This window comes from Aeribacillus sp. FSL K6-2848 (assembly GCF_038004325.1).
GTDB lineage: Bacteria > Bacillota > Bacilli > Bacillales > Aeribacillaceae > Aeribacillus > Aeribacillus composti.
The window spans coordinates 605098-625384 of sequence record NZ_JBBOQQ010000001.1 but is presented as its reverse complement, the minus strand read 5'-3'; the positions used below and the strand labels follow the sequence as shown (position 1 = coordinate 625384).

18 protein-coding genes are annotated in these 20287 nt (G+C 36.7%); 4 read left to right on the top strand and 14 right to left on the bottom strand.

Annotation, left to right across the window (positions count from 1 at the left end; translation table 11 throughout):
• Positions 1-351: 351 nt before the first annotated feature.
• The gene (locus NSS70_RS03150; RefSeq protein ID WP_339198682.1) at positions 352-1143 is read right to left on the bottom strand and encodes an SGNH/GDSL hydrolase family protein; all 792 of its coding nucleotides are present in this window, start codon (positions 1141-1143) and stop codon (positions 352-354) included.
• A gap of 193 nt (positions 1144-1336) precedes the next feature.
• On the opposite strand from NSS70_RS03150, the gene tagU reads away from it, so the two are divergent.
• A complete protein-coding gene (gene tagU / locus NSS70_RS03145) occupies positions 1337-2287 on the top strand; it encodes a polyisoprenyl-teichoic acid--peptidoglycan teichoic acid transferase TagU (RefSeq protein WP_144597217.1) in 951 nt (316 codons plus the stop codon).
• A gap of 95 nt (positions 2288-2382) precedes the next feature.
• Here tagU and NSS70_RS03140 read toward each other — a convergent pair whose 3' ends face one another.
• Positions 2383-2913 carry a competence protein ComK gene (locus NSS70_RS03140; RefSeq protein WP_339198680.1) on the bottom strand — a complete coding sequence of 177 codons (531 nt, stop codon included), beginning with the start codon at positions 2911-2913 and terminating at the stop codon, positions 2383-2385.
• Between the two features lie 197 nt (positions 2914-3110).
• Between NSS70_RS03140 and NSS70_RS03135 the strand changes: the two genes are divergently transcribed.
• Positions 3111-3971, top strand: a complete 861-nt coding sequence (locus tag NSS70_RS03135; RefSeq protein WP_339198678.1) for an alpha/beta hydrolase — start codon at positions 3111-3113, stop codon at positions 3969-3971.
• A 101-nt stretch (positions 3972-4072) separates the two neighbouring features.
• On the opposite strand, the gene manA is transcribed toward NSS70_RS03135, so the two are convergent.
• From manA to NSS70_RS03120, 3 genes are all read right to left on the bottom strand, one after another.
• Positions 4073-5023, bottom strand: coding sequence for a mannose-6-phosphate isomerase, class I (manA, locus tag NSS70_RS03130; RefSeq protein ID WP_066247027.1), 951 nt, complete (start codon positions 5021-5023; stop codon positions 4073-4075).
• Between the two features lie 185 nt (positions 5024-5208).
• On the bottom strand, positions 5209-6495 hold the full coding sequence (locus tag NSS70_RS03125; RefSeq protein ID WP_063386324.1) for a dicarboxylate/amino acid:cation symporter: 1287 nt from the start codon (positions 6493-6495) through the stop codon (positions 5209-5211).
• A gap of 704 nt (positions 6496-7199) precedes the next feature.
• Positions 7200-8249: a DctP family TRAP transporter solute-binding subunit gene (locus tag NSS70_RS03120; protein WP_339198676.1), complete on the bottom strand. Its 1050-nt coding sequence runs from the start codon at positions 8247-8249 to the stop codon at positions 7200-7202.
• 133 nt (positions 8250-8382) lie between these two features.
• Here NSS70_RS03120 and NSS70_RS03115 point away from each other — a divergent pair, with 133 nt between their 5' ends.
• Together NSS70_RS03115 and NSS70_RS03110 are read left to right on the top strand one after the other, a co-directional pair.
• Positions 8383-9960: a sensor histidine kinase gene (locus NSS70_RS03115; protein WP_340880916.1), complete on the top strand. Its 1578-nt coding sequence runs from the start codon at positions 8383-8385 to the stop codon at positions 9958-9960.
• Between the two features lie 21 nt (positions 9961-9981).
• Positions 9982-10674, top strand: a complete 693-nt coding sequence (locus NSS70_RS03110; RefSeq protein WP_257790166.1) for a response regulator — start codon at positions 9982-9984, stop codon at positions 10672-10674.
• 612 nt (positions 10675-11286) lie between these two features.
• On the opposite strand, the gene NSS70_RS03105 is transcribed toward NSS70_RS03110, so the two are convergent.
• From NSS70_RS03105 to lpdA, 9 genes are all read right to left on the bottom strand, one after another.
• A complete protein-coding gene (locus NSS70_RS03105) occupies positions 11287-12234 on the bottom strand; it encodes a sugar-binding transcriptional regulator (protein WP_066246910.1) in 948 nt (315 codons plus the stop codon).
• A gap of 1210 nt (positions 12235-13444) precedes the next feature.
• Positions 13445-14197 (bottom strand): SDR family NAD(P)-dependent oxidoreductase, encoded by a 753-nt coding sequence (locus NSS70_RS03100; protein WP_242513816.1) that lies wholly within the window; start codon positions 14195-14197, stop codon positions 13445-13447.
• Positions 14194-14889 (bottom strand): SDR family NAD(P)-dependent oxidoreductase, encoded by a 696-nt coding sequence (locus tag NSS70_RS03095; protein WP_158640165.1) that lies wholly within the window; start codon positions 14887-14889, stop codon positions 14194-14196. The genes NSS70_RS03100 and NSS70_RS03095 overlap by 4 nt, the downstream gene beginning before the upstream one ends.
• Positions 14890-14910: 21 nt before the next feature.
• Positions 14911-15936 (bottom strand): zinc-dependent dehydrogenase, encoded by a 1026-nt coding sequence (locus NSS70_RS03090; RefSeq protein WP_340880913.1) that lies wholly within the window; start codon positions 15934-15936, stop codon positions 14911-14913.
• 14 nt (positions 15937-15950) lie between these two features.
• Positions 15951-16379, bottom strand: coding sequence for a hypothetical protein (locus NSS70_RS03085; RefSeq protein WP_130157757.1), 429 nt, complete (start codon positions 16377-16379; stop codon positions 15951-15953).
• A gap of 77 nt (positions 16380-16456) precedes the next feature.
• Positions 16457-16741 carry a PTS sugar transporter subunit IIB gene (locus NSS70_RS03080; RefSeq protein WP_066246917.1) on the bottom strand — a complete coding sequence of 95 codons (285 nt, stop codon included), beginning with the start codon at positions 16739-16741 and terminating at the stop codon, positions 16457-16459.
• Between the two features lie 25 nt (positions 16742-16766).
• Positions 16767-18152 carry a PTS galactitol transporter subunit IIC gene (locus NSS70_RS03075; RefSeq protein ID WP_066246919.1) on the bottom strand — a complete coding sequence of 462 codons (1386 nt, stop codon included), beginning with the start codon at positions 18150-18152 and terminating at the stop codon, positions 16767-16769.
• Positions 18153-18205: 53 nt separating this feature from the next.
• A complete protein-coding gene (locus NSS70_RS03070) occupies positions 18206-18673 on the bottom strand; it encodes a PTS sugar transporter subunit IIA (protein ID WP_340789556.1) in 468 nt (155 codons plus the stop codon).
• A gap of 230 nt (positions 18674-18903) precedes the next feature.
• Positions 18904-20286: a dihydrolipoyl dehydrogenase gene (gene lpdA / locus NSS70_RS03065; RefSeq protein ID WP_340880912.1), complete on the bottom strand. Its 1383-nt coding sequence runs from the start codon at positions 20284-20286 to the stop codon at positions 18904-18906.
• Position 20287: the final 1 nt, after the last annotated feature.

Genomic DNA, 20287 nt, shown 5'->3' with positions numbered 1-20287 from the left:
TTTCTCTGCATATGGCGATAAGAATTCAAAGGCAGCCAGCTTCTATGGAATGCTTTTCAACAATCGCAATTGGCAGTATTTCTTTTGACTATGTCTTAGTTGCCGCAAAAAAAATGTGCCTAAATCGACAGTAGACAGGGATGAAGCTTTTTTTATTTAGCACAATCCTCACTATTGTTTCATATATTATGAACCGACAGCTAGCAACACTATGGAAACAATAGCCAAAAAATGACAACATTTTGCCTTGACGTTGATCTTTGTCTAAGCTACCATTCTCAACAAAAAAATCGACAAAATCACTATTTCCCGGAATATGTTATATTATATACTTCCTTCCAAAAAAATTTATCATTCATCCGCGGCAACAAAATAGTTGATTAAATACTCTCCCCATACCTGATTTCCTTTTTCGCTCGGTTTGGATCGGTCTTCTGTAACGTATTGCTTCAATTGCTCGTCTTCCTTATCCGGCCAATTTTCCCAATGGTTTAAATATGCAAAATGGTTTTCTTCGGCATATTGTTTGAGCGCATCTACTTCCTTAGGATAAAATTTTGCACCAAAGAGCGGGTGTGCAGGCTGCAGCATAATCGATACGTCAGGATTTGCTTCTTGAATTTTCCGCAAGATGTCCGTAATGTTGCTTAGAGTATTGTCAATGCCGACAACGCCGTTATCATTCAAAATAAACGGCTCGAAAAGGAGGATGTCAGGCTTTTTGTCTGCAATTTTTTTATATAATTTTTTATTCAATACACTATGCGTTGTCTCCTCGGCATCGGAAACAATCGAGATGTTAAAGAGCTCATCTCCATATGCAGAAAGAAGCTCCTTTTTCAGTTTTTCCGGCCACCCATTTTGATCGGAAGGAACTGATTCAGATCCCCAAATTACAAAGTTCAATTGTTTCTCTTCTTTTAAAGCTGTTTTGATTTTTTCCTGAACATCCTCCGGTAAATTTTTGACGTAGTCCTCTCGCGTATCATTTTGTTTACTATTGTCTTCCTTTATATTTTCTGCAGACGATTCCACAGAAGCAGCTGTCGGTTTTGAAATTTTTTGTTTCCAGTAAAAATGGCCGACAATAATTGATGCTATACATAAAACGACAACATTACTAACAATAATCCTTTTTTTCACAGATAATCCTCCAAACGACAAATTTCTCACTTTATTATAGCGGAAAATGACCTGCCGTTCCATGCTGTCAATTCATTTTTTCAAGCGGTGTTGACAAGTGTATACGAAAATATTTTCCTCACAAATATATTGTCTTAATAGAATTGGAAACTTATAATCAGATTAGATAATATTAGTAATGAGGGATGAAATTATGAGATCAGATAGACAGAGAAAAAAGAGAAAAAAATGGCTCTGGATTTTGTTATCAGTCATTGGAGTTTTCATTATTGCCACGGGATCCTATGCCTTTTACATTTGGAACAAAGCACAATCGACCATTGCCAACATTCAAGAAAACATCGGGCGGGATAAATCAGACAAACGCGATCAGCAAGTCAACTTTAAAAATCGCGATCCTATTTCCATATTGCTGATGGGTGTTGATGAAAGAAAAGGAGACCGAGGACGGTCTGATTCGCTCATTTTGATGACAGTCAATCCAAAAGAACAGTCAATGGAAATGGTCAGCATTCCCCGCGATACAAGAACAGAAATTGTCGGAAAAGGCATTCAAGACAAAATTAACCACGCCTACGCTTTCGGCGGAACAGAAATGGCTATTAAAACGGTTGAAAATTTCTTAGATGTGCCGGTTGATTATTTTGTCAAAGTGAATATGGAAAGCTTTCGCGATATTGTCGATGCAGTCGGCGGTGTGACGGTTGAAAATGATTTAGATTTCACTTACGAGGGCTACCATTTTGAAAAAGGAACCATTCACTTGGATGGCAAAAAAGCTCTTGCGTATTCAAGAATGCGATATGATGATCCAAGGGGCGATTTCGGACGCCAGGAAAGGCAGCGGCAAATTATTGAGGCGGTTATTGAAAAGGGAGCAAGCATTACATCCATTACAAAATTTGGAGAAATGTTTAAAGTCATTGAAAACAATGTAAAAACAAATCTTACATTTGATGAAATGTGGGCAATTCAAGAAAATTACAAAGATGCCCGAAAAAATGTCATTCAGCATCAAATAAAAGGGAGCGGAAAAAAAATTAACGGCATTTACTACTATATTGTGCCTGAAGATGAACGTCTTTCCCTTTCCAACGAGCTGAAAAAACATTTGGAATTAAAAAAGGAAACCGCTGAAAAATAAAAAATAGTGCGGCAGTTCACCATTCGACCGCATTTTTATAAGAACTGCCGCACTTATAATAAAAATCCCCGCAAACCGAGAATCATTCAGCAGCATTATGATTTTCGTTTACAATCATAACAAGATGGCTTCTCATATAAAATAAAGGAATGGTATTCCTTCCCCTCATTGATCCTTCTCTTATATGTATCATTGATATGAGACGCACTTTTCATTTTGTTGTAAATGATACTCATATGCTTCTCCACAACGACTTTCTCATGATTGATTAAAACGATTGTTGAATGCTTTCCTTTTGAAACGACATGTCGAATAGCCGAATGCGCAATCCATTGGCAGTCTAAATGCTCCATTGATTTAGTAGGGAAAAAACAAAGATCAAGGGCAGGAATGCATACAGGAAGCATGCGCTGGCGCGGCAGGATTTTCTTAGCTGCGTCTATGATGCCTTTAAGAGACACACCATAATAGTTGCAGCTCTCTGCCAAAAGGTCTTTCGGCCTCTCTTTCACAAGATACTTTTCATACTTCTCAATAACAATTGTCCAACATTCTCCATACGTATTAAAATAAGGAAGCAATGCTAGCGTGTCACAAGTTAAAATATAATTTTTGACCTGCTCCACTCTTTCACCCCTTTTTCTTCACTATTTGACAATCCTTGCATGACATTAGACTTTTTTACTAGTTCTTTCGATGTATATTATACACGAATTTCAAGAAAATTTGGTAAATTTCTAAACTTTTTTTGTAAAAAAAGAAAAAAATTCCATGATAAAACCAAAAAATTAGTATAATATTATCATTACGAGGTGAACTTATCGTGAGAAAAAAATCGATGATGGGGCGAATGGCATCAATTTTTTTATTTACATTTTTTCTTTTAAGCGTTTTTTTTATTACGTGGCGCTCGAAGCATGTCGATTCAAACGACTCTTTTGCAAGCATTGAACCTCAAATTCCGACCATCTTTGTCCATGGCTATAAAGGAACAATGCGCTCGTTCCAACATATGCTGCATCGTTTTGAATATGATTACCGCTGGGGAACAAAATCAATGGTCATTCGAGTTGATCGCATGGGCATTGTCCATATTTCCGGAACAATCCCACAAAACTTAAAAAATCCTTTTATACAAATTGTTTTTGAGGAAAACCGCACAAGTATTGAGGAAACGGCAAATTCTCTGAAAAAGGCAATGCGCTTATTAAAAGAAAACTATTCGGTAGACGAGCTATACATTGTGGCTCATTCGATGGGAGGACTCGTTTCGACAAAATATGTCGAGGACACGAACAACTTGAAGGATTACCCGATTGTCCGCAAAATGGTGGTCATAGGCAGCCCGTTTCAAGGAATAGAACAGGAATCTTACCATAAGCTAAATACAGGTAAAGCAATCATTGATTTAAAACCAGATTCTCATGCTTTACTAGAAATATTGAACAACCGGGATCAATTTTCTAAAAAAACGAAAGTTCTCAATATCGCAGGGATCAATCCCGAGTATAAAGACAGTGATGGAGTTGTCTCCATCCAGAGCGCTCTCAGCGCTAGAAATATTGTTCCGTTAGAAAATTATCATGAAATCATTGTTAAAGATAAACTTGCCACACACAGCGGTCTTCATGAGCATCCGAAAGTGGACAAGTATATCGGCGAATTTCTATGGGGGTACAATTGAGTTGGGGAAAGTATTTCTTCAACCGAATGACCTTTTTCAAATAAAAAACCCCGACTCTTCTTTCCCCTTTAAAAGGAGGAAGAAGAGTCGGGATAAATGTTTTATACATGAGATACAATGAGAACACATTTTCCTTTTATTGCGAAATCGCCTGTTTGGTTCGGCAAAATAAAATGAGCCCCTTTTTTTAATGTGTATGAACGGCCATCATGAGTAAGCTCCCCGTCTCCCTCAATCACGCTTGCAAGAAGGAACGGATGATTTTGAACAAACTTCCCTTCGCCGTCAATCTCCCATTTGTAAACTGAAAAAAATTCGTTTTTGATAAATGTGGTAATCGTTGCTCCTTCCTTTACTTCCACAGAACGTTCAATCGTGTAATCTTTATGAGGAACAGTCGCCACCTCTATCGCTTGTTTCAAATGCAATTCTCTTTTATTTCCGTTTGCATCTACACGGTCGTAATCATACACTCTGTAAGTCGTATCAGAACTTTGCTGCGTTTCAAGGATGAGCGTTCCTTTGCAGATGGCGTGGATGGTGCCGCTCGGAACATAAAAGAAGTCGCCCGGTTTTATTTTTACTCTTCTCAGCAATTGATCCCATTTTCCGCTTTGAATCATGGATACGAGCTCTTCTTTCGTTTTGGCATGATGACCGTAAATGATTTCCGCATTTTCTGAGCAGTCAATGATATACCAGCACTCCGTTTTTCCTAATTCACCATTTTCGTGCTTTTTTGCATATTCATCATCTGGATGCACTTGCACGGACAAATCGTTGTTTGCATCAAGAATTTTCGTTAAGAGAGGAAATCGATCCCCTTTTATTCCGCCGAACAATTCTCGATGGTTGTCCCATAATTCACCCAATGTTTTTCCTTTAAACTTTCCTTCTGCTACAATGCTTTGACCATGCGGATGGGCAGAAATCGCCCAGCATTCTCCTGTTGTCTCCGTTGGAATTTTGTAATGAAAATGAGTGCGAAGGTTTGTTCCACCCCAAATTCGATCTTTAAAAACAGGCTTTAAAAAAATTGGAGACTGCACCACCTTGTTCCACTCCCTTTCTGCAATAATTTCCCCATTATTTATATTAAGCAGTTCTTGAAATTTTTTCACCTTTTTTCATTTTTTATACAGAGCTCGCTGAAGAGAAACCTTCAATATCAAAACAGAAAAGGATGCCGAATTCTATCAACATCCTTTTCTTTTTGATTTGTTATCAAATTTTCGAATCACTGTTCGTTAGCATATACAGTGCCAGTCGCCTGACTGGAAACCTGCTCTTCTTGAGAAGCTTTTTCCGGATGAAACTCTCCTTCCATTTTTGACACAACAACTGTTGCGACACCGTTTCCAATTAAATTCGTAATCGCACGGGCTTCTGACATAAATCGGTCAACACCGATGAGAAGTGCAATTCCTTCAACCGGAACCATTGGAAATGCAGCCAAAGTAGCGGCTAATGTAATAAATCCGGAACCAGTCACACCTGCAGCGCCCTTTGAAGTCAGCATTAAAATTCCAAGTAGAGTCAGTTCTTGCCAAATGGTTAAATCGATCCCATATGCCTGTGCAATAAAGATAGCCGCCATTGACAAATAAATCGACGTTCCATCTAGGTTAAAAGAATACCCAGTCGGAACAACAAGACCAACAACAGACTTAGAACATCCGTACTTCTCAAGCTTTTCCATCAATTTTGGCAATGCGGATTCAGAGGAGGAAGTTCCTAACACAAGCAATATTTCTTCCTTTATATATGCGATAAATTTTAAAATGCTGAACCCGTAAAATTTTGTGATCAGTCCCAACACGATCACGATAAATAAGAACATCGTCATGTAGACAGAGGCCATTAATTTTCCTAAAGACACAAGCGATCCCAGACCGAAATTTCCGATTGTATAGGCCATTGCACCAAAAGCTGCAATCGGTGAAATTTTCATAACCATATTTACGATGCCAAAAAAGATATTTGTCAATTGTTCAAACAAATTCATAACAGGTTTTGCTTTTTCCCCTAGTCTTGCCGCTGCTAATCCGAAAAGGACTGCGAAGAATAAAATCGGCAAGAGTTCTCCGTTTGCGAGCGCTCCCACTGCATTTTCTGGCACAATGCTCATGATAAAGTCTAAAGCACCGTGACTTGTTTCCTCTGCTTGTTTCGTATATTGAGAAATATCGCTTCCTTGCACACTATCGGTGTTAAAGCCCTCACCTGGCTTCATAATGTTTACAACAAAGATCCCGATAGCAAGAGCAATCGTCGTAACAATTTCAAAATAGATCAGAGCTTTCCCGCCGATCCTGCCTACTTTTTTCAGATCACCCATCGATCCGATGCCGATGACAACGGTGAAAAATACAATTGGTGCAATCACCATTTTCACTAGTTTAATAAAAATATCTGCCAAAATCTTTAATTTCGCCCCGAACTCAGGGAATAAAAATCCAACTGTAATCCCTAAAATGATACCGATAATAACTTGTACAGTCAGGTTTTTAAAGTTTATTCGCATCTATCTCTCTCCTTTCCCCTTTGATAACGTTTTCAAACGTCCGTACATTTATGTTAATAGAATGTTCAAAAAGTTTTAATATTATGGTTTTATTAATCTTTTTGTTCTTTTTGGTCTCAAAATTAATTTGAATGGCCAAAAATGAGAAAGGATCAGCACCTCCCTAGTCATTCTGGGAAACAGAAGCAGAAACTCTTAATAGATTCATTTTTGCTTTTCAACTACTCCCGCTTAAAGTCTAACGAGCTTGTCACTCCAAAGAAACGTAAACGGCTTGTTCTCCTTCCTTAACAGAGCTGGTTAACTACTGCCCAACGACTCTCATGCTTCAGTCGTAACTCCAACGATGACCATTTTCATAACCGATTGTCCATTTGTAACCCAAAAAAAAATCAAAACACAACGGGCGATAAACCATGAGATCGAGTTTCTTAGAATCATTCATTCGTTTCAAATAGTTACTGCCGATAAGCTGAAAGGTTTTATTTCAGCCATTCCTGTAAAGAAAGTTCAGCCGCTGTGATGTCCATGTACTTTATCTTACATCTTTCCACCGAATGCTCGTTGGACTATTTCTTGTGGTGTATCATGCGTAAAAATGGATGAGAGCGGCGAATATAACACCTCTTTTTTTTCTCTCAAATTCCATAAAAAAAGACTGCCGCCTCGCGGACAGTCCATTTTTTGCTGAAACAATGGCTAGTTCAGCTTGCTGCATTTCTTATTTCTTTTAATAGCTTTCCATATTTCGCTTCATATTCTTGGTAAAGCGGCACAAATCGTTCCTGCCATTTCTTTCGCTCTTTTTCCGTTAACGTATGAATATGTATATTTGGATTTTGCCTCATTTCTTCAAGCTGTCTTATATTTTGCTGTTTCGATTGCTTCATATTCCAAGCTGTCGTTTCTTCTATTGCTTTCATAATTTGTTTTTGAACGTCTTTAGGTAGCTGATTCCAAAATGTTTCATTGACCATTACGACATATCCTAAATAACCGTGATTGCTAATTGTTACATACGGATGAAATTGATAAAATCTTTTTGAATAAATATTCGAAATTGTGTTTTCTTGTCCGTCAAATGCTTCCTCTTCTAATGATTCATAAACTTGATCAAATGAGAGGGCAATCGGTTCCGCTCCTAACATGTTAAATTGTTTTTTTATGACTTTATTAGGCATGATCCGAAATCTTTGGTCTTTGAAATCATCCGGATTTTTCATAAACATTTGACTATTTACCATTTGTTTGAATCCATTTCCCCAAAAAGCCAGTCCTTTAAATCCTTTCGGTTCTAACATACTGAGCAGCTCTTCGCCAATTTTTCCTGTTAAAACCCTTTCAACATTATCATCGTTTTGAAAAATAAACGGTAAATCTAACACTTCCCATTCCGGAACCAATTTTGCCACGTTTGAATAGGAAGGAGCAATCATTTGCACTTTGCCTTTTCTTAAAGCTTCTATTTCATCTTTATCTGAATATAATGAACCGTTTGGAAACACAATCACTTTTACTCGGCCCTTCGTCTTTTCCTCGACCAAATCTGCAAACCTTTGTGCAGCCAAGCCTTTTGGCGTATCCTCCGCCACTACATGGCTGAAATAGATTTTAATTTGCTCTTTTAGCCCCTCTTGCTCATCATCGTAAACCGGTGGATCATTTTGAGATTGTATAATGATATTATAGGAAAATAACGCAAAGGCTAACCCGGCACATACTATAGCCAAATACCTCACGATTTTTTTCTTCATGATTCATCACACCATTTGTTTTTGATCATTTTAACATAAATTATACCAAGCATGCTCTTTCTCTAAAGTAAAGGAAAGCAAATCTGTGATAAAATAAAGCAAGTATGAACGTTTAGCTAAAAGAGGTTGCCTTATGAAGCGATTACCAATTATATGGAAAATAACAGGTTTAATTTTTATTATTGTCTTTTTATCGCTTTTTTTCGGAGGATTATTTATTGTAAACGAATATTTAAACCAAAAAGAAGAAGAGCTTAAACAGCAATCTATATTAGCTGCGAGGACGGTTGCGGCGCTGCCTGAAGTCAGAAACGGGCTCAATGGAAGCTTGAAAGATCGCCAGCTGATTCCTTCGATGATTGAACGTCTTCAAATCATTAACGGAACAGAATATATTGTTGTGCTCGATATGGATCGTACCCGCCTTTCCCATCCGGTCAAATCTTTAATCGGAACAAAATCGGAAGGAGAAGATGAAGGTCCTGCCTTTGCCGAACACACATATACGTCAAAAGCAAATGGAGAAACCGGCACTGTTATCCGCGCCTTTGTACCTGTCATGAATAAAGAACATAAACAAGTTGGAGTCGTCATCGCAGCCTATAAGCTTCCAAGCTTATATGAGCTGCTTGCAAATTTAAAATCGCAAATTTTTTCGATTTCTTTTCTTGTCTTACTATTAGGCGGTTTGGGGGCCTGGCTCCTGGCAAGACATATAAAAAAGCAGATGTTTCACTTGGAGCCTTTTGAAATAGCTAAAATGCTAGTTGAACGGACTGAAACATTTAAAGCTATGCACGAAGGAGTCATTGCCATTGATAAAAATGAACGTATAACTATTTTTAATGACCGTGCCAAACAAATGATGGGCATTGAAGGAGATGTGATCGGAAAGCCGATTCGCGACGTTATTTCCGACACCCGACTCCCGGAAATATTAGTAATTGACCGTCCTATTTATAACAAAGAATTGCAGGTAAGGAATCTAAGCATTTTAAGCAATCGCATCCCGATCAGAGTGAATAACGAAACGGTCGGAGCTGTCGCCATTTTCCAGGATCGAACTGAAATCAAAAAGCTTGCGGAAGAATTAACCGGAGTGAAAGCTTTTGTCCACGCGCTTCGTGTTCAAAATCATGAACATATGAACAAATTGCACACGATAGCAGGTCTCATTCAGCTTGGACATAAAGAAAAAGCGTTAGAATATGTATTCAAAATAACGGAAGAGCAAGAAGAGCTGACAAACTTTTTAACTGAACATATTAAAGATGAAAGCATATCGGGCCTTTTACTCAGCAAAATCAGCCGGGGCAAAGAGCTCGGAATTAAAGTAGTCATTGACAGAAACAGCCATTTGGAGCGATTTCCAAAAAATATCGATCATAACGACTTGGTGATCATCATTGGGAATTTAATTGAAAATGCTTTTGATGCCTTTCAAGAGTCGACTGATCCTGACAAAGAAATATTCGTCAGCATCGATCAAAATAAAGAAATTTGCACGATATTAGTTGAAGATAACGGTCCTGGCATAGACGATTCTGTATTACCGAACATTTTTGAAAAGGGTTTTTCCACAAAAAACAAGCAAAATCATGGAATAGGCTTATATCTGGTCAAACAAATTGTTGATCAAGCAAACGGTCACATTCAGGTTGAGTCGCAAAAAGGTATGGGAACTACATTTATCATCACATTTGATATGTAAAAAACAAAGGGGGCAAAAAATTTGAACAAAAAAATTAGTGTATTGTTGATTGAAGATGATCCCATGGTTCAAGAGGTGAATAAACAATTTATCCAAAAAGTCGACGGCTTTACTGTGATTGGAATCGCAGGGAACGGAAAAGAAGGCATAGAGCTTGTTCGGGAATTGAAACCTGAACTAGTTATTATAGATATTTACATGCCTAATCAGGATGGATTAGAAACGCTTAAGCAAATCCGGTCAGAGGGTCATTCCGTAGATGTCATTGCGATTACCGCTGCGAGAGATATGGAAACTGTTCGCCGTGTCCTGCAAAACGGCGCTTTTGACTACATTATGAAACCGTTTAAATTTGAACGGCTTCAACAATCATTAAAAAACTATTTGCTTTATCATAGCCAGCTGAAGGAAAAAGAAAAATTAACGCAAAAAGATGTAGACACTATGTTGTTAAACAATAAATTCAAGAACAAGCCAGAGGATCCAGACCTGCCTAAAGGGTTGAACCAAGTAACACTTGATAAGATCATCCGTTTCCTTCAAAATCAAAAAGAACCGATTTCCGCTGAAGAAGTTGCGGAAGGAATCGGTATTGCACGCGTTACTGCACGAAGATATTTAGACTACCTGGCGAAAATCAAAAAAGTCTCAATCCATGTTCAGTATGGCAGCATCGGAAGACCTGTCAATCGATATATGTTTCATTCTGATTAAGCTTGGCTAGAGGCGAAAAACAAACGAAAAAATCATTGAGCTGGACCACTTTTCTCATTTTTAAATTGCTAGGACAAATAAATGCTATGTTGGCTTTATCAGGGGAACAGTCATCGCACGTTGAATACTAATGGTGTCAATTTTCTCTTACGGACATTTTCTTTTTTAATCGGGACATAGAAAGGCTTTCGAACCTACATTATGAGTTCTCAATAAACAACGATTATTCTAAAAACGAGTTCAGAATTTTTCGCCGACTTTGCCTTTCAATGCGTTGAATTTTCAACTTTTTCCCTCCTCCCTTGCTTTCCTTCAACCTATTGTCCGCTCTTTATCTGTTCCTTCGCCATTACCATTTTCAACTTTGCTTTTAAATTTTTTACCCCACTTTTTTAGTGGAATAACTGCCTTGTAATGATCCGTTACAAAATGCCCCATGCTAAACAAAGACGCGTGATTTTTTTAAGTAAGCGTCGACGTTTTAAATCGGCAAAATATTTCAGCAAAATCAAAAAAACTCCAACTTCAAAACTTAATGATTTGAGAGTTGGAGCATAGTATTTTTATTTAATTTTTCTATAAATCGGCCCATGGGATTGAATTAACAGGGTATTACCAGTTTTCAACAATTGCTGCAGCAGTCTGTTCATCGATAATTAAAACATTTATAAATCCACCGTTTAATGCAGCTTTTATACTTTCAAGTTTGTGTATCCCTTCAACAACAGCAATTACTTGATTAATTTTTTTCAGTTCTGTTAAAGTAACGCCAATTACTTTGTTCGTAAAAGAGTCGATAATAACATTTCCAAAATCATCAAAAAAACGAAATCCGATATCTCCGACTACACCGAGCTTGCGTAAATAATTTAAATCTTCATCACTCAAATAACCTAACTTCCGCAATGTAGATGACCTATGCGGGTTACCAATTCCGATGACTGCTATATCGACATTTCGTCCTTCTTCAAGCACTGCTTCTATATCCTGCATTGCTAATAATCTTTCTTTTAATTCTTCTGTCTCTACAATCGCAGGAGCGTATAAATAAGAGCATGTACAATTTAACTTTTTTGCCAGTTCATATGCCAGTTGATTTGCATGAATTTCAACGTATTTTCTTCCCATACCACCTTCGAGCGGAACTATATGTATATCTTCATTACGTACATATGGAAATTCCTTTACAAGTTCGGCAAGTGTAGTTCCCCAGGAAATTCCGAGACGTTTTACGTTTTTTAAATTTTTAGAAAGATAATAAGCACCTGCTCGTCCTACTGCACTCTTTACCAAATCAGGAGTTAAACCTACAGAAGGAACAACAACTGCATCCTTTAAATTAAAATATTTTTCCAGCTTCTGTTCCAATTCAACTGTATGGATACTCTCATCTTTTATATATATTTCAATAATTCCTGCTTCTTTTGCCTTTTGTATCATTTTCGAAACAATCGGTCTAGACACGCCAATCTTTTTGGCAATTTGCTCTTGTGTCCATCCTTCTGTGTAATATAAAGTCGCTATCTTGACAAGTTGTCTCCTTTCTTCCCACGTTAACATTTCTTCACCTCTTTATTTAACCATCAGCATTGTTAAAAATAACTTATATTAACTAACCTTTGACTTAAATTAATCTTATTCCTCAAGTTGTTATATTCAAAAAATTTTGTAATATTTTTTAATATATGGAAAATACATGGTCTTTAATCAGTATAAAAAATCCTTATAATTAGAATTTCTAATTATAAGGATAATTCCCATGGATAAGGATAACACAAAAAACACAACAAATGAACTAATAAGTAAAATGAATAAGCAAGAATTTTCTGAGTTGTTCAATTTGATTCATCAAACACGTCAAGAAACTAACGGCCTTAAGTTTCTACACTTGAGTTAGATAGCCTAAATGAAAAGCATACGAAAGATCTAAAATGGGGAATGGTGAAAGTTGTTGCCAGAGCTGAGAAGGACTATTTCTGCAAGAAAAAAAGCAGAGTGTGGAGTCAACATTAAAAATTTGCAATAATATAACTCAACGATTCAGTTATAAAAGGCTTGACATGGAGCCGCTGCAGCTTAATTCTTCCAACAATCACCAGTTAAAACAGTTAAACTTTTATTGCCTTCCTCCATGTAAAGCCCAGTGTATATCACTGCATAAGCACTTTATTCCTCTCCACACTTTTATATTGAAATAAACAAAGGACTTTTCCTTTATTCAATTTCTTTAATCAAAAGGTCAAACACAAAAAAGAATCCGCCATGTTTTAACAACAATTTAACGAAGGTGAACTGGGACCATCTAGACTATTTGACTATCATTCCCCTTGTTTCCATATAAATTCTTATTAATCTTTTTTATTATTGATTTGATAATTGAATTTTGAGCCACTCCGATTACATCCTTGTGAGTCACTTCGAAATTGGCAAATGGTAAATCTGGAGTGTCTTGACATGGAGCCTCCAGAGGCATGATTTCACTCGAAAGGCGACACATCAAAGTGTTTCGATAGGCAACAAGCCTATCATGCCTCTCACTCCATATCAAGATGGTGTTTTTCGATGGAAATGGAGTGGTGCACGTTTTCATGAGCGAAGTGGCTCAATTTTATGTGAGCAAAAACAATTATGAACGAAAAACACATATAGCTATTGTTTTTTGAACATAAAGTTGCCCCAATACAATATTGACCATTATTTTTAAGATGAAAAAACGGTTCTTGTAAAGCTCAAGAAATAGATGATCAAGTTCAAAACTAATCAAGTGAACTTAACCGCTTTTTGGTTTAAATGTTCTCCCGCCATCTGCAATAATGATTTGCCCATGAATATATGCTGATTCTTCATTAGACAAAAAATTAGTGAGATTTGAAATATCAGAAGGTTTACCTAGTCGGCCTATCGGAATTTCTTTTTTTAGAGTATTTTTGGATCCCTCTGAAGGATATAAGCGGTCAAGCATGTCCGATTCAATTACACGAGGAGCAATCACATTTATGTTAATTCCTTCTTTACCTAGCTCTCCTACTAAAGATCTCATAAATCCAAAAGCACCACCTTTTGAAGCAGCATAATGGATACCTCCGCCTGAACCGGTTATGGCAGAACCAGATCCAATGATTATAATACTACCCCCATTTTTATTTTTCATTAATGGCAACACTGCTTTTGTACTGAAAAAAAGTCCATGTAAATTTACAGCTATTGTTTTTTTCCACGATGCCCAATCAATATTCAAAAAAGAAACTTGTTTCGTAATCCCTGCAGAATAAACAAAAATATCAATCGAATTTAAAGTTTCTTTAACTTTTGTCATCATATTTTGAACGCTTTCCCAGTTCGATACATCTACTTCAAAACTAAAAATGTCATTTGGTCTTCCGCTTTCATTGATTAGTTGATCAAGTGCTTTTTTATTAATATCAGCTACTGCTACTTTTTTTCCCCTTCCGGCAAAGTCTAAAACAATCTGTTTTCCAATGCCCGCCGCTCCTCCAATTACCAATACATTCTCTCTATTCAATGAATATTTTCCTCCTCTCCAAGGAAAATTATTTCGCCTTTTAAATGTGTCGCATATGGAGAGCATAAAAACAAAACTGTGTTTGCAACTGCTTTACTGAGAGAAGACAATGATGTTGATGTTTGAACGATATCAGGAGAAATGCTATTTACACGTATTCCAAATTCACGGAATTCCCTAGACAATCCTTTAGTCATTGAATTTAATGCGCTTTTCGACGCTGCATAATGGGGGCCGATTTCACCGGTGACTGCCGCAGTTGCTGAAATGTTAATAATGTTTCCCTCCCCAATTCTTAGCATGTGTGGAATCACTTCCTTGCTGCATAAGAACGGAATATCAAGGTTGAACTCCAATGTTTCAATCCAATCCTGTGGTTCTAAATCCACAATGGTTTTCTTGGATAAAACGTGCATATTATTGACCAAAATATCAATCTTGCCGCTACTCTTTGCAATTTCTAAAATAACATTTTGAACCTCTTTCGGGTTTCTTAAATCATCGGTTATGACCTTTGCTGTTCCGCCGAGCGAGGAGATTTCTTTAGAAATTTGCTCAATTTTGTCCTCCTCGTTAAAATGATGAATCCATACCTCAGCGCCAGATAAAGCAAGTGCTAAACATATCTCTTTCCCAAAAATAAAATTACTTCCAACCACGATCGCAACTTTATTTTTTAACTTTATTTCCAAAGGATTTTTCACCACCATTTATTACGATTTAATCAATACTTTTAGGACATTCTCTTTAGTACTGTGTGCACATTGAATGGCTTCATTCAGCTGTGATAAATGGAAACGATGTGTGATCATCTTATCCGCTTCTACAACACCCATCTTAAGTAGTTGTAATGCTTTATCGTAATTATATGGATTGGATGAATAGGAGCCAACAAGTTTAATTTCGTCTTGAAAAAACCTATCCGCCCGTAATGGGACAAGGTCCCTCTTAAACGGAGCAAATACTAATATTGTCCCACCTTTGCCTACACATTCCATTGCTTCCGTCAACAGATGATTAACACCAGCTGAAATAATAACTACATCTGCCCCTTGACCATCTGTTATTTCCATTATTCTGTCCCTCACATGTTCATTCTTGCTATTTATGATATAGTCCGCACCAAATTCTAATGATTTGTTTAACCGAAATGGGTTAATATCACTTACGATTACTCTGTCAGCTAAGAAATATTTTGCCAACTGAATTTGAATGCACCCTATTTGACCTGCCCCCATTATAAAAACTGTATCTCCAGGATTTAATGCAATGGACTCAAATCCATGCAAACAACAAGCAACTGGTTCTACAAAAGCTCCTGTTTCAAAGCTCATATCAGATGGCAATTTTCCCATTGTATGTTTTACATGAACAGCAGAGACTCGAATATATTCTGAAAAACCACCAGGATCTAGATTTGTTGCTTTAAACTGAGTACATAAACTGTAATTTCCTCTATTACAATAATGACAGGTGAAGCATGGTACATGATGGGCAACAAAAACACGATCTCCTTCTTCAAATTGTGTAACATTTTTACCAACTTGTACAATTTCCCCTGATACTTCATGCCCTAATACTGTATTAGGCGGTACAGTTCTATCGACTACTTTATGAATATCAGTTCCACATACACCACATACCTTCATTTTTAATAGAACTTCATTTTCACCTATTTGAGGAATTGGTCTTTCTTCATACCTTATATCCTCCCTATCATAAAAGACAGCAGCTTTCATATTGATCTCCTCCACTAAAGTACGCGAGCACCTCTATTTATTAATTCACTTAATAATTCAGAGTAACCGTCCATTTTATATGAAATCCAATATCTTCCGCCAAATATTCGCGGGTTACCTATGCGAATGTATATTTGGCCAGCAAAATCATATTTTTTTATTTTCATTTCATTTTTAACTTCACTCCAATCATATTTATGCTGTCTGCCAAATCCTTCAAATAAAATTCCTTCTTTCGTTACCGTGATAGAAGAAGGAAATTGTAAACCAATAACGGAGGATAATATTAAAAAAGGCATAACAATGATTAATAGTTTATATAATTCATTATGTTCATCAATAAGATAGCCATATATCCCATAACCAAACAAACCAACCATTAAAATCAAAGGAACAAAATTTTTACTGCAAACCATCCATTTACTATACCTATACTTTTTCATAACAACCTCCGAATTGAAAGAAGAGTTAGATTTCTTTTTTAAGGAATTTGAAATCTAACTCTTTTTCCAGATACATGTTACTTGTTTAAATATTCAATAATTTTGTTAATATCATCATCAATCCCAACACCCGTTAAAAAAGAGACAGTCTGAATAACTGGCACATCCCCAACATTACTTACTGGTGTTGTCGTAACGATTACATCAGCATTTTCAGCTTTTACAGGCACTTCTGCAGCCTTGCATTGTTCAACAGCTACATTGAATCCTTTATTTTTTAAAACTTCCTCAATCTTTTTGGCTACTACAGTAGAAGTGGCAACAGCTGTTCCGCAACATACTAAAATTTTTTTCTGTGCCAAATTTATTCCTCCCTCATATTTTTTGCTATTCTATATTTTTATTATTCTCTTCCAAGATTCCCATTTCCTTTGCGAATTGCTTTTTGATATCATTTCTCACCCAATACCAAATCAACCCATATAGTACTGCGCATATAATTGCAGCAATAAAATAAGGATTTGTTGGGTCCAGTAAACGAACGATGATCCAAGGAATAACATGAGATCCTAAATCAATACCAGAAATCAACGAAGCTCCCTCAGGAAAATCAAAACCTACTGCTCTTCCCATTGTTGTTGCCAATTCCGCTAAGTTCGTTGCTATAAAAAGAACAATCATGATCGTAATGATAGCATTAATTAATCCCCTAACAATATTTCCTCTAGCTGCTGCTACAGCCCAAATGACGGTAAAAGGCAGAACCGCTAAATCTGTAAATGGTAACATTTGATTGTATGGAAGAATCACGGCCAAAAGAATCGTTATAGGAACCATAATTAAAGCAACAGCCATATTTGCTGGATTACCAATTACAATAGCAGCATCTAATCCAATATATACGTTTTTTCCAGGAAATTTTTTATTAATGTAATCTCTTGCGCCTTCAGAGATAGGGATCAGCCCTTCCATAAGGAGGGATACCATCCGAGGCAAAAGAACTAACACAGCTGCCATTTGTACGCCAAGTGTTAAAATTCCCTTTAAATCATAGCCTCCAAGGATACTAATTAGCATTCCTAAAATTAGCCCCATCATCAACGGTTCCCCAAATATTCCAAATCTTTTACTTAAAGTTTCAGGATCTGCATGAATTTTGTTAATTCCCGGTATTTTGTCCAATATTCTATTTGTTGCGTAAGTGATTGGGGCAAAATTGACCGTTTCCGAGTGTGCTAAAGACACGCCTTTTAAGCCAAAATGGTGTTCAACAGCTGGTGCTGTCCAGTCGGCTAGTTTTAATGTAATCGCAGAAACCACTAAACCCACAAACAATGCAAGTATCATATTGTCATAAGCATAATAAGTAACAGAAGCTGCAAAAATTAAATGCCAAAAGTTCCAAATATCAACATTTAAAGTTTTAGTAAAATTAATCGACAATAAAATAACATTTAAAATTAGTACTAAAGGAATCATAAGTGGAGCGACTGGAGTACCAAATGAAATAGCTGCACCTATCGGCCAGCCAACATCTAAAATTCCCAACTCCAAACCAAGTTTTTTGACCATTGCCTCTGTAGCTGGACCTAATGAATTAGTTAAAAGAGTAATGACAAGGTTTACTCCAACAAAACCAATTCCAATTGTCAAAGCAGCCCGAAATGATTTTTTAAATCCTTGTTTTAAAATCAATCCGAAAATTGTCATTATGATAGGCAACATGATGGATGGTCCTAAATCAAGAATAAAATCAACAGCTTGTTTAATCATTTCACCCACCCCCTGTAATAAATAAACATTTAAAACGCTTACATTTTAAAATATTAAAAATTGAATTTATTATCTAATATTTTGTATATTTCAGCTTTTTCTCTAGCATTTTTTAATTTAAACATTTCATCATTATTTTGAAACATTTCCATCAATTTTTCTAACATTGTTAGCTGCTTACTAGGATCTTTAATTGCTAGTATAAAAACTATTTCTACTTCTACAGATTGAGATGGATTTCCCATCATTTGAAAAGTCACAGGTTCACGAAGAACTGCAACACCAACAGTTGGAATGTTAACATGTTCGGGATCCGTATGTGGAATCGCTACCCCCATATTTTCAAGAGGTAAGCCAGTAGAATATACTTTTTCCCTACTTAAAACAGCTTTAAGAAACGATTCCTTCACATAATTCTTTTTTTTCATTTTTTCAAACATATAAGTAATTACATCTTCATTCGTTTTTTTGTCGACATCCAAGCAAATGATATCTTCATCTAGATGTACAAACTTCTCCATAAAACCATCTCCCTATTTCTTTATAAGGAAAGACAATCATTTGGAACATTCTCATCCCCTTTCCAAAAGTTCTTTAATATTACATTTGTTAATAATATTTTAAATTGTTAGAATTATCGAGTCAATACTTTTTAATTAAATTAGAAAAAATAAGAGCTTATTTACAAATTTGTTTTACTAAATGTTAATTAGTATAACAATTGTAAATAAGCCCTTTTTACATCACGCTATTATTTTTTACTTTTGTCTATAATGTTTCTTGCGACGTCAAAAAACGATTCAGATATGGTTGGGTGAGGATGGATCATATTGGCCAGTTCTTCTACAGTGCCTTCCAGGGATATGAAAGAGGAAGCTTCTGAAATCATTTCGGTCACGTGTGGGCCAACCATTGTGACTCCAATTATTTCTCCATATTTTTCATCATACACTATTTTTATAAATCCTGATGTGTCGCCAGAAACAAGCGCTTTTCCATTTCCGGCAAGATCAAATCTTTCAGCCTTTACTTGCAGCCCTTTGCGCTCGGCCTCCTCTTCTGTCAAGCCAACACTAGCTACTTCTGGAAGCGTAAAAATGCACCTGGGAACAACTTTTTCATCCATTTTCCGTTCACAGCCTGCTGCGTTCGATGCGGCAACAATTCCTTCCATATACGCCGCATGCGCCAGCTGATATCCTCCTATGACATCGCCGACAGCATAAATATTCGGATAGCTCGTTTCCATTTTTTCGTTTACTTTAATAAAAGGCCCGTTTTGTTCTAGCTGTAATGCCTGAACGGCAGATAAATTAGGTTTTCTTCCAACGCTTACTAAAAGCGCCTCCCCTTCTACCGATACCGATTCGCCTTTTTCATTTAGACATTCGACAATGGTTTTGTCTCCGTTTTGTTTCACGCTTGTTACTTTCGCATCTGTTAAAATTTGGACTCCTTTTTTTTGCAGCGATTTAGCAAGCGCTTTGGAGGCGTCAGCATCTTCAGTTGGAATAATCCGTCCGCCCATTTCAATGATCGTTACATCAGTTTTTAGACTGGAAAAAATAGTCGCTAACTCCACCCCAATGACTCCGCCGCCAATTATGGTTAGGGAGCTTGGTATTTTTTCAATATCAAAAATGGTATCGCTTGTATAAAAAGACGCAGAGCCCAGTCCATCTATTGGGGGAACGGAAGGGGATGAACCGGTTGCCACAATAATTTTGTCTGCTTGAACACGTTCCTCTTTTTTATCCGAAACTACTTTTACAATATTTCCTTCTTCTACAAAGCCTTCTGCCTCATATACATCAATTTTCCCTTGCTTTAACAAAAACATAACACCGTTTCTGAGACGGGAGATGACTTCGTCTTTGCGCTTTTTCATTTTGTCTAATGAAATCGTGATGTTGTCCGTTTGAATTCCCCATTCTCTTGATAATTCAATTGCCTCAATAATTTCAGCGTTTTTCAACCATGTTTTGGAAGGGATGCAACCTCTATTTAAACATGTGCCGCCCAAAAAATCTTTTTCGACTAGCATTACTTTTTTTCCAAACCGAGCTGCATGAAGTGCTGCCATGTAGCCTCCTGGTCCACCGCCAATTACTGCAATATCATACGATTTTGTCAAA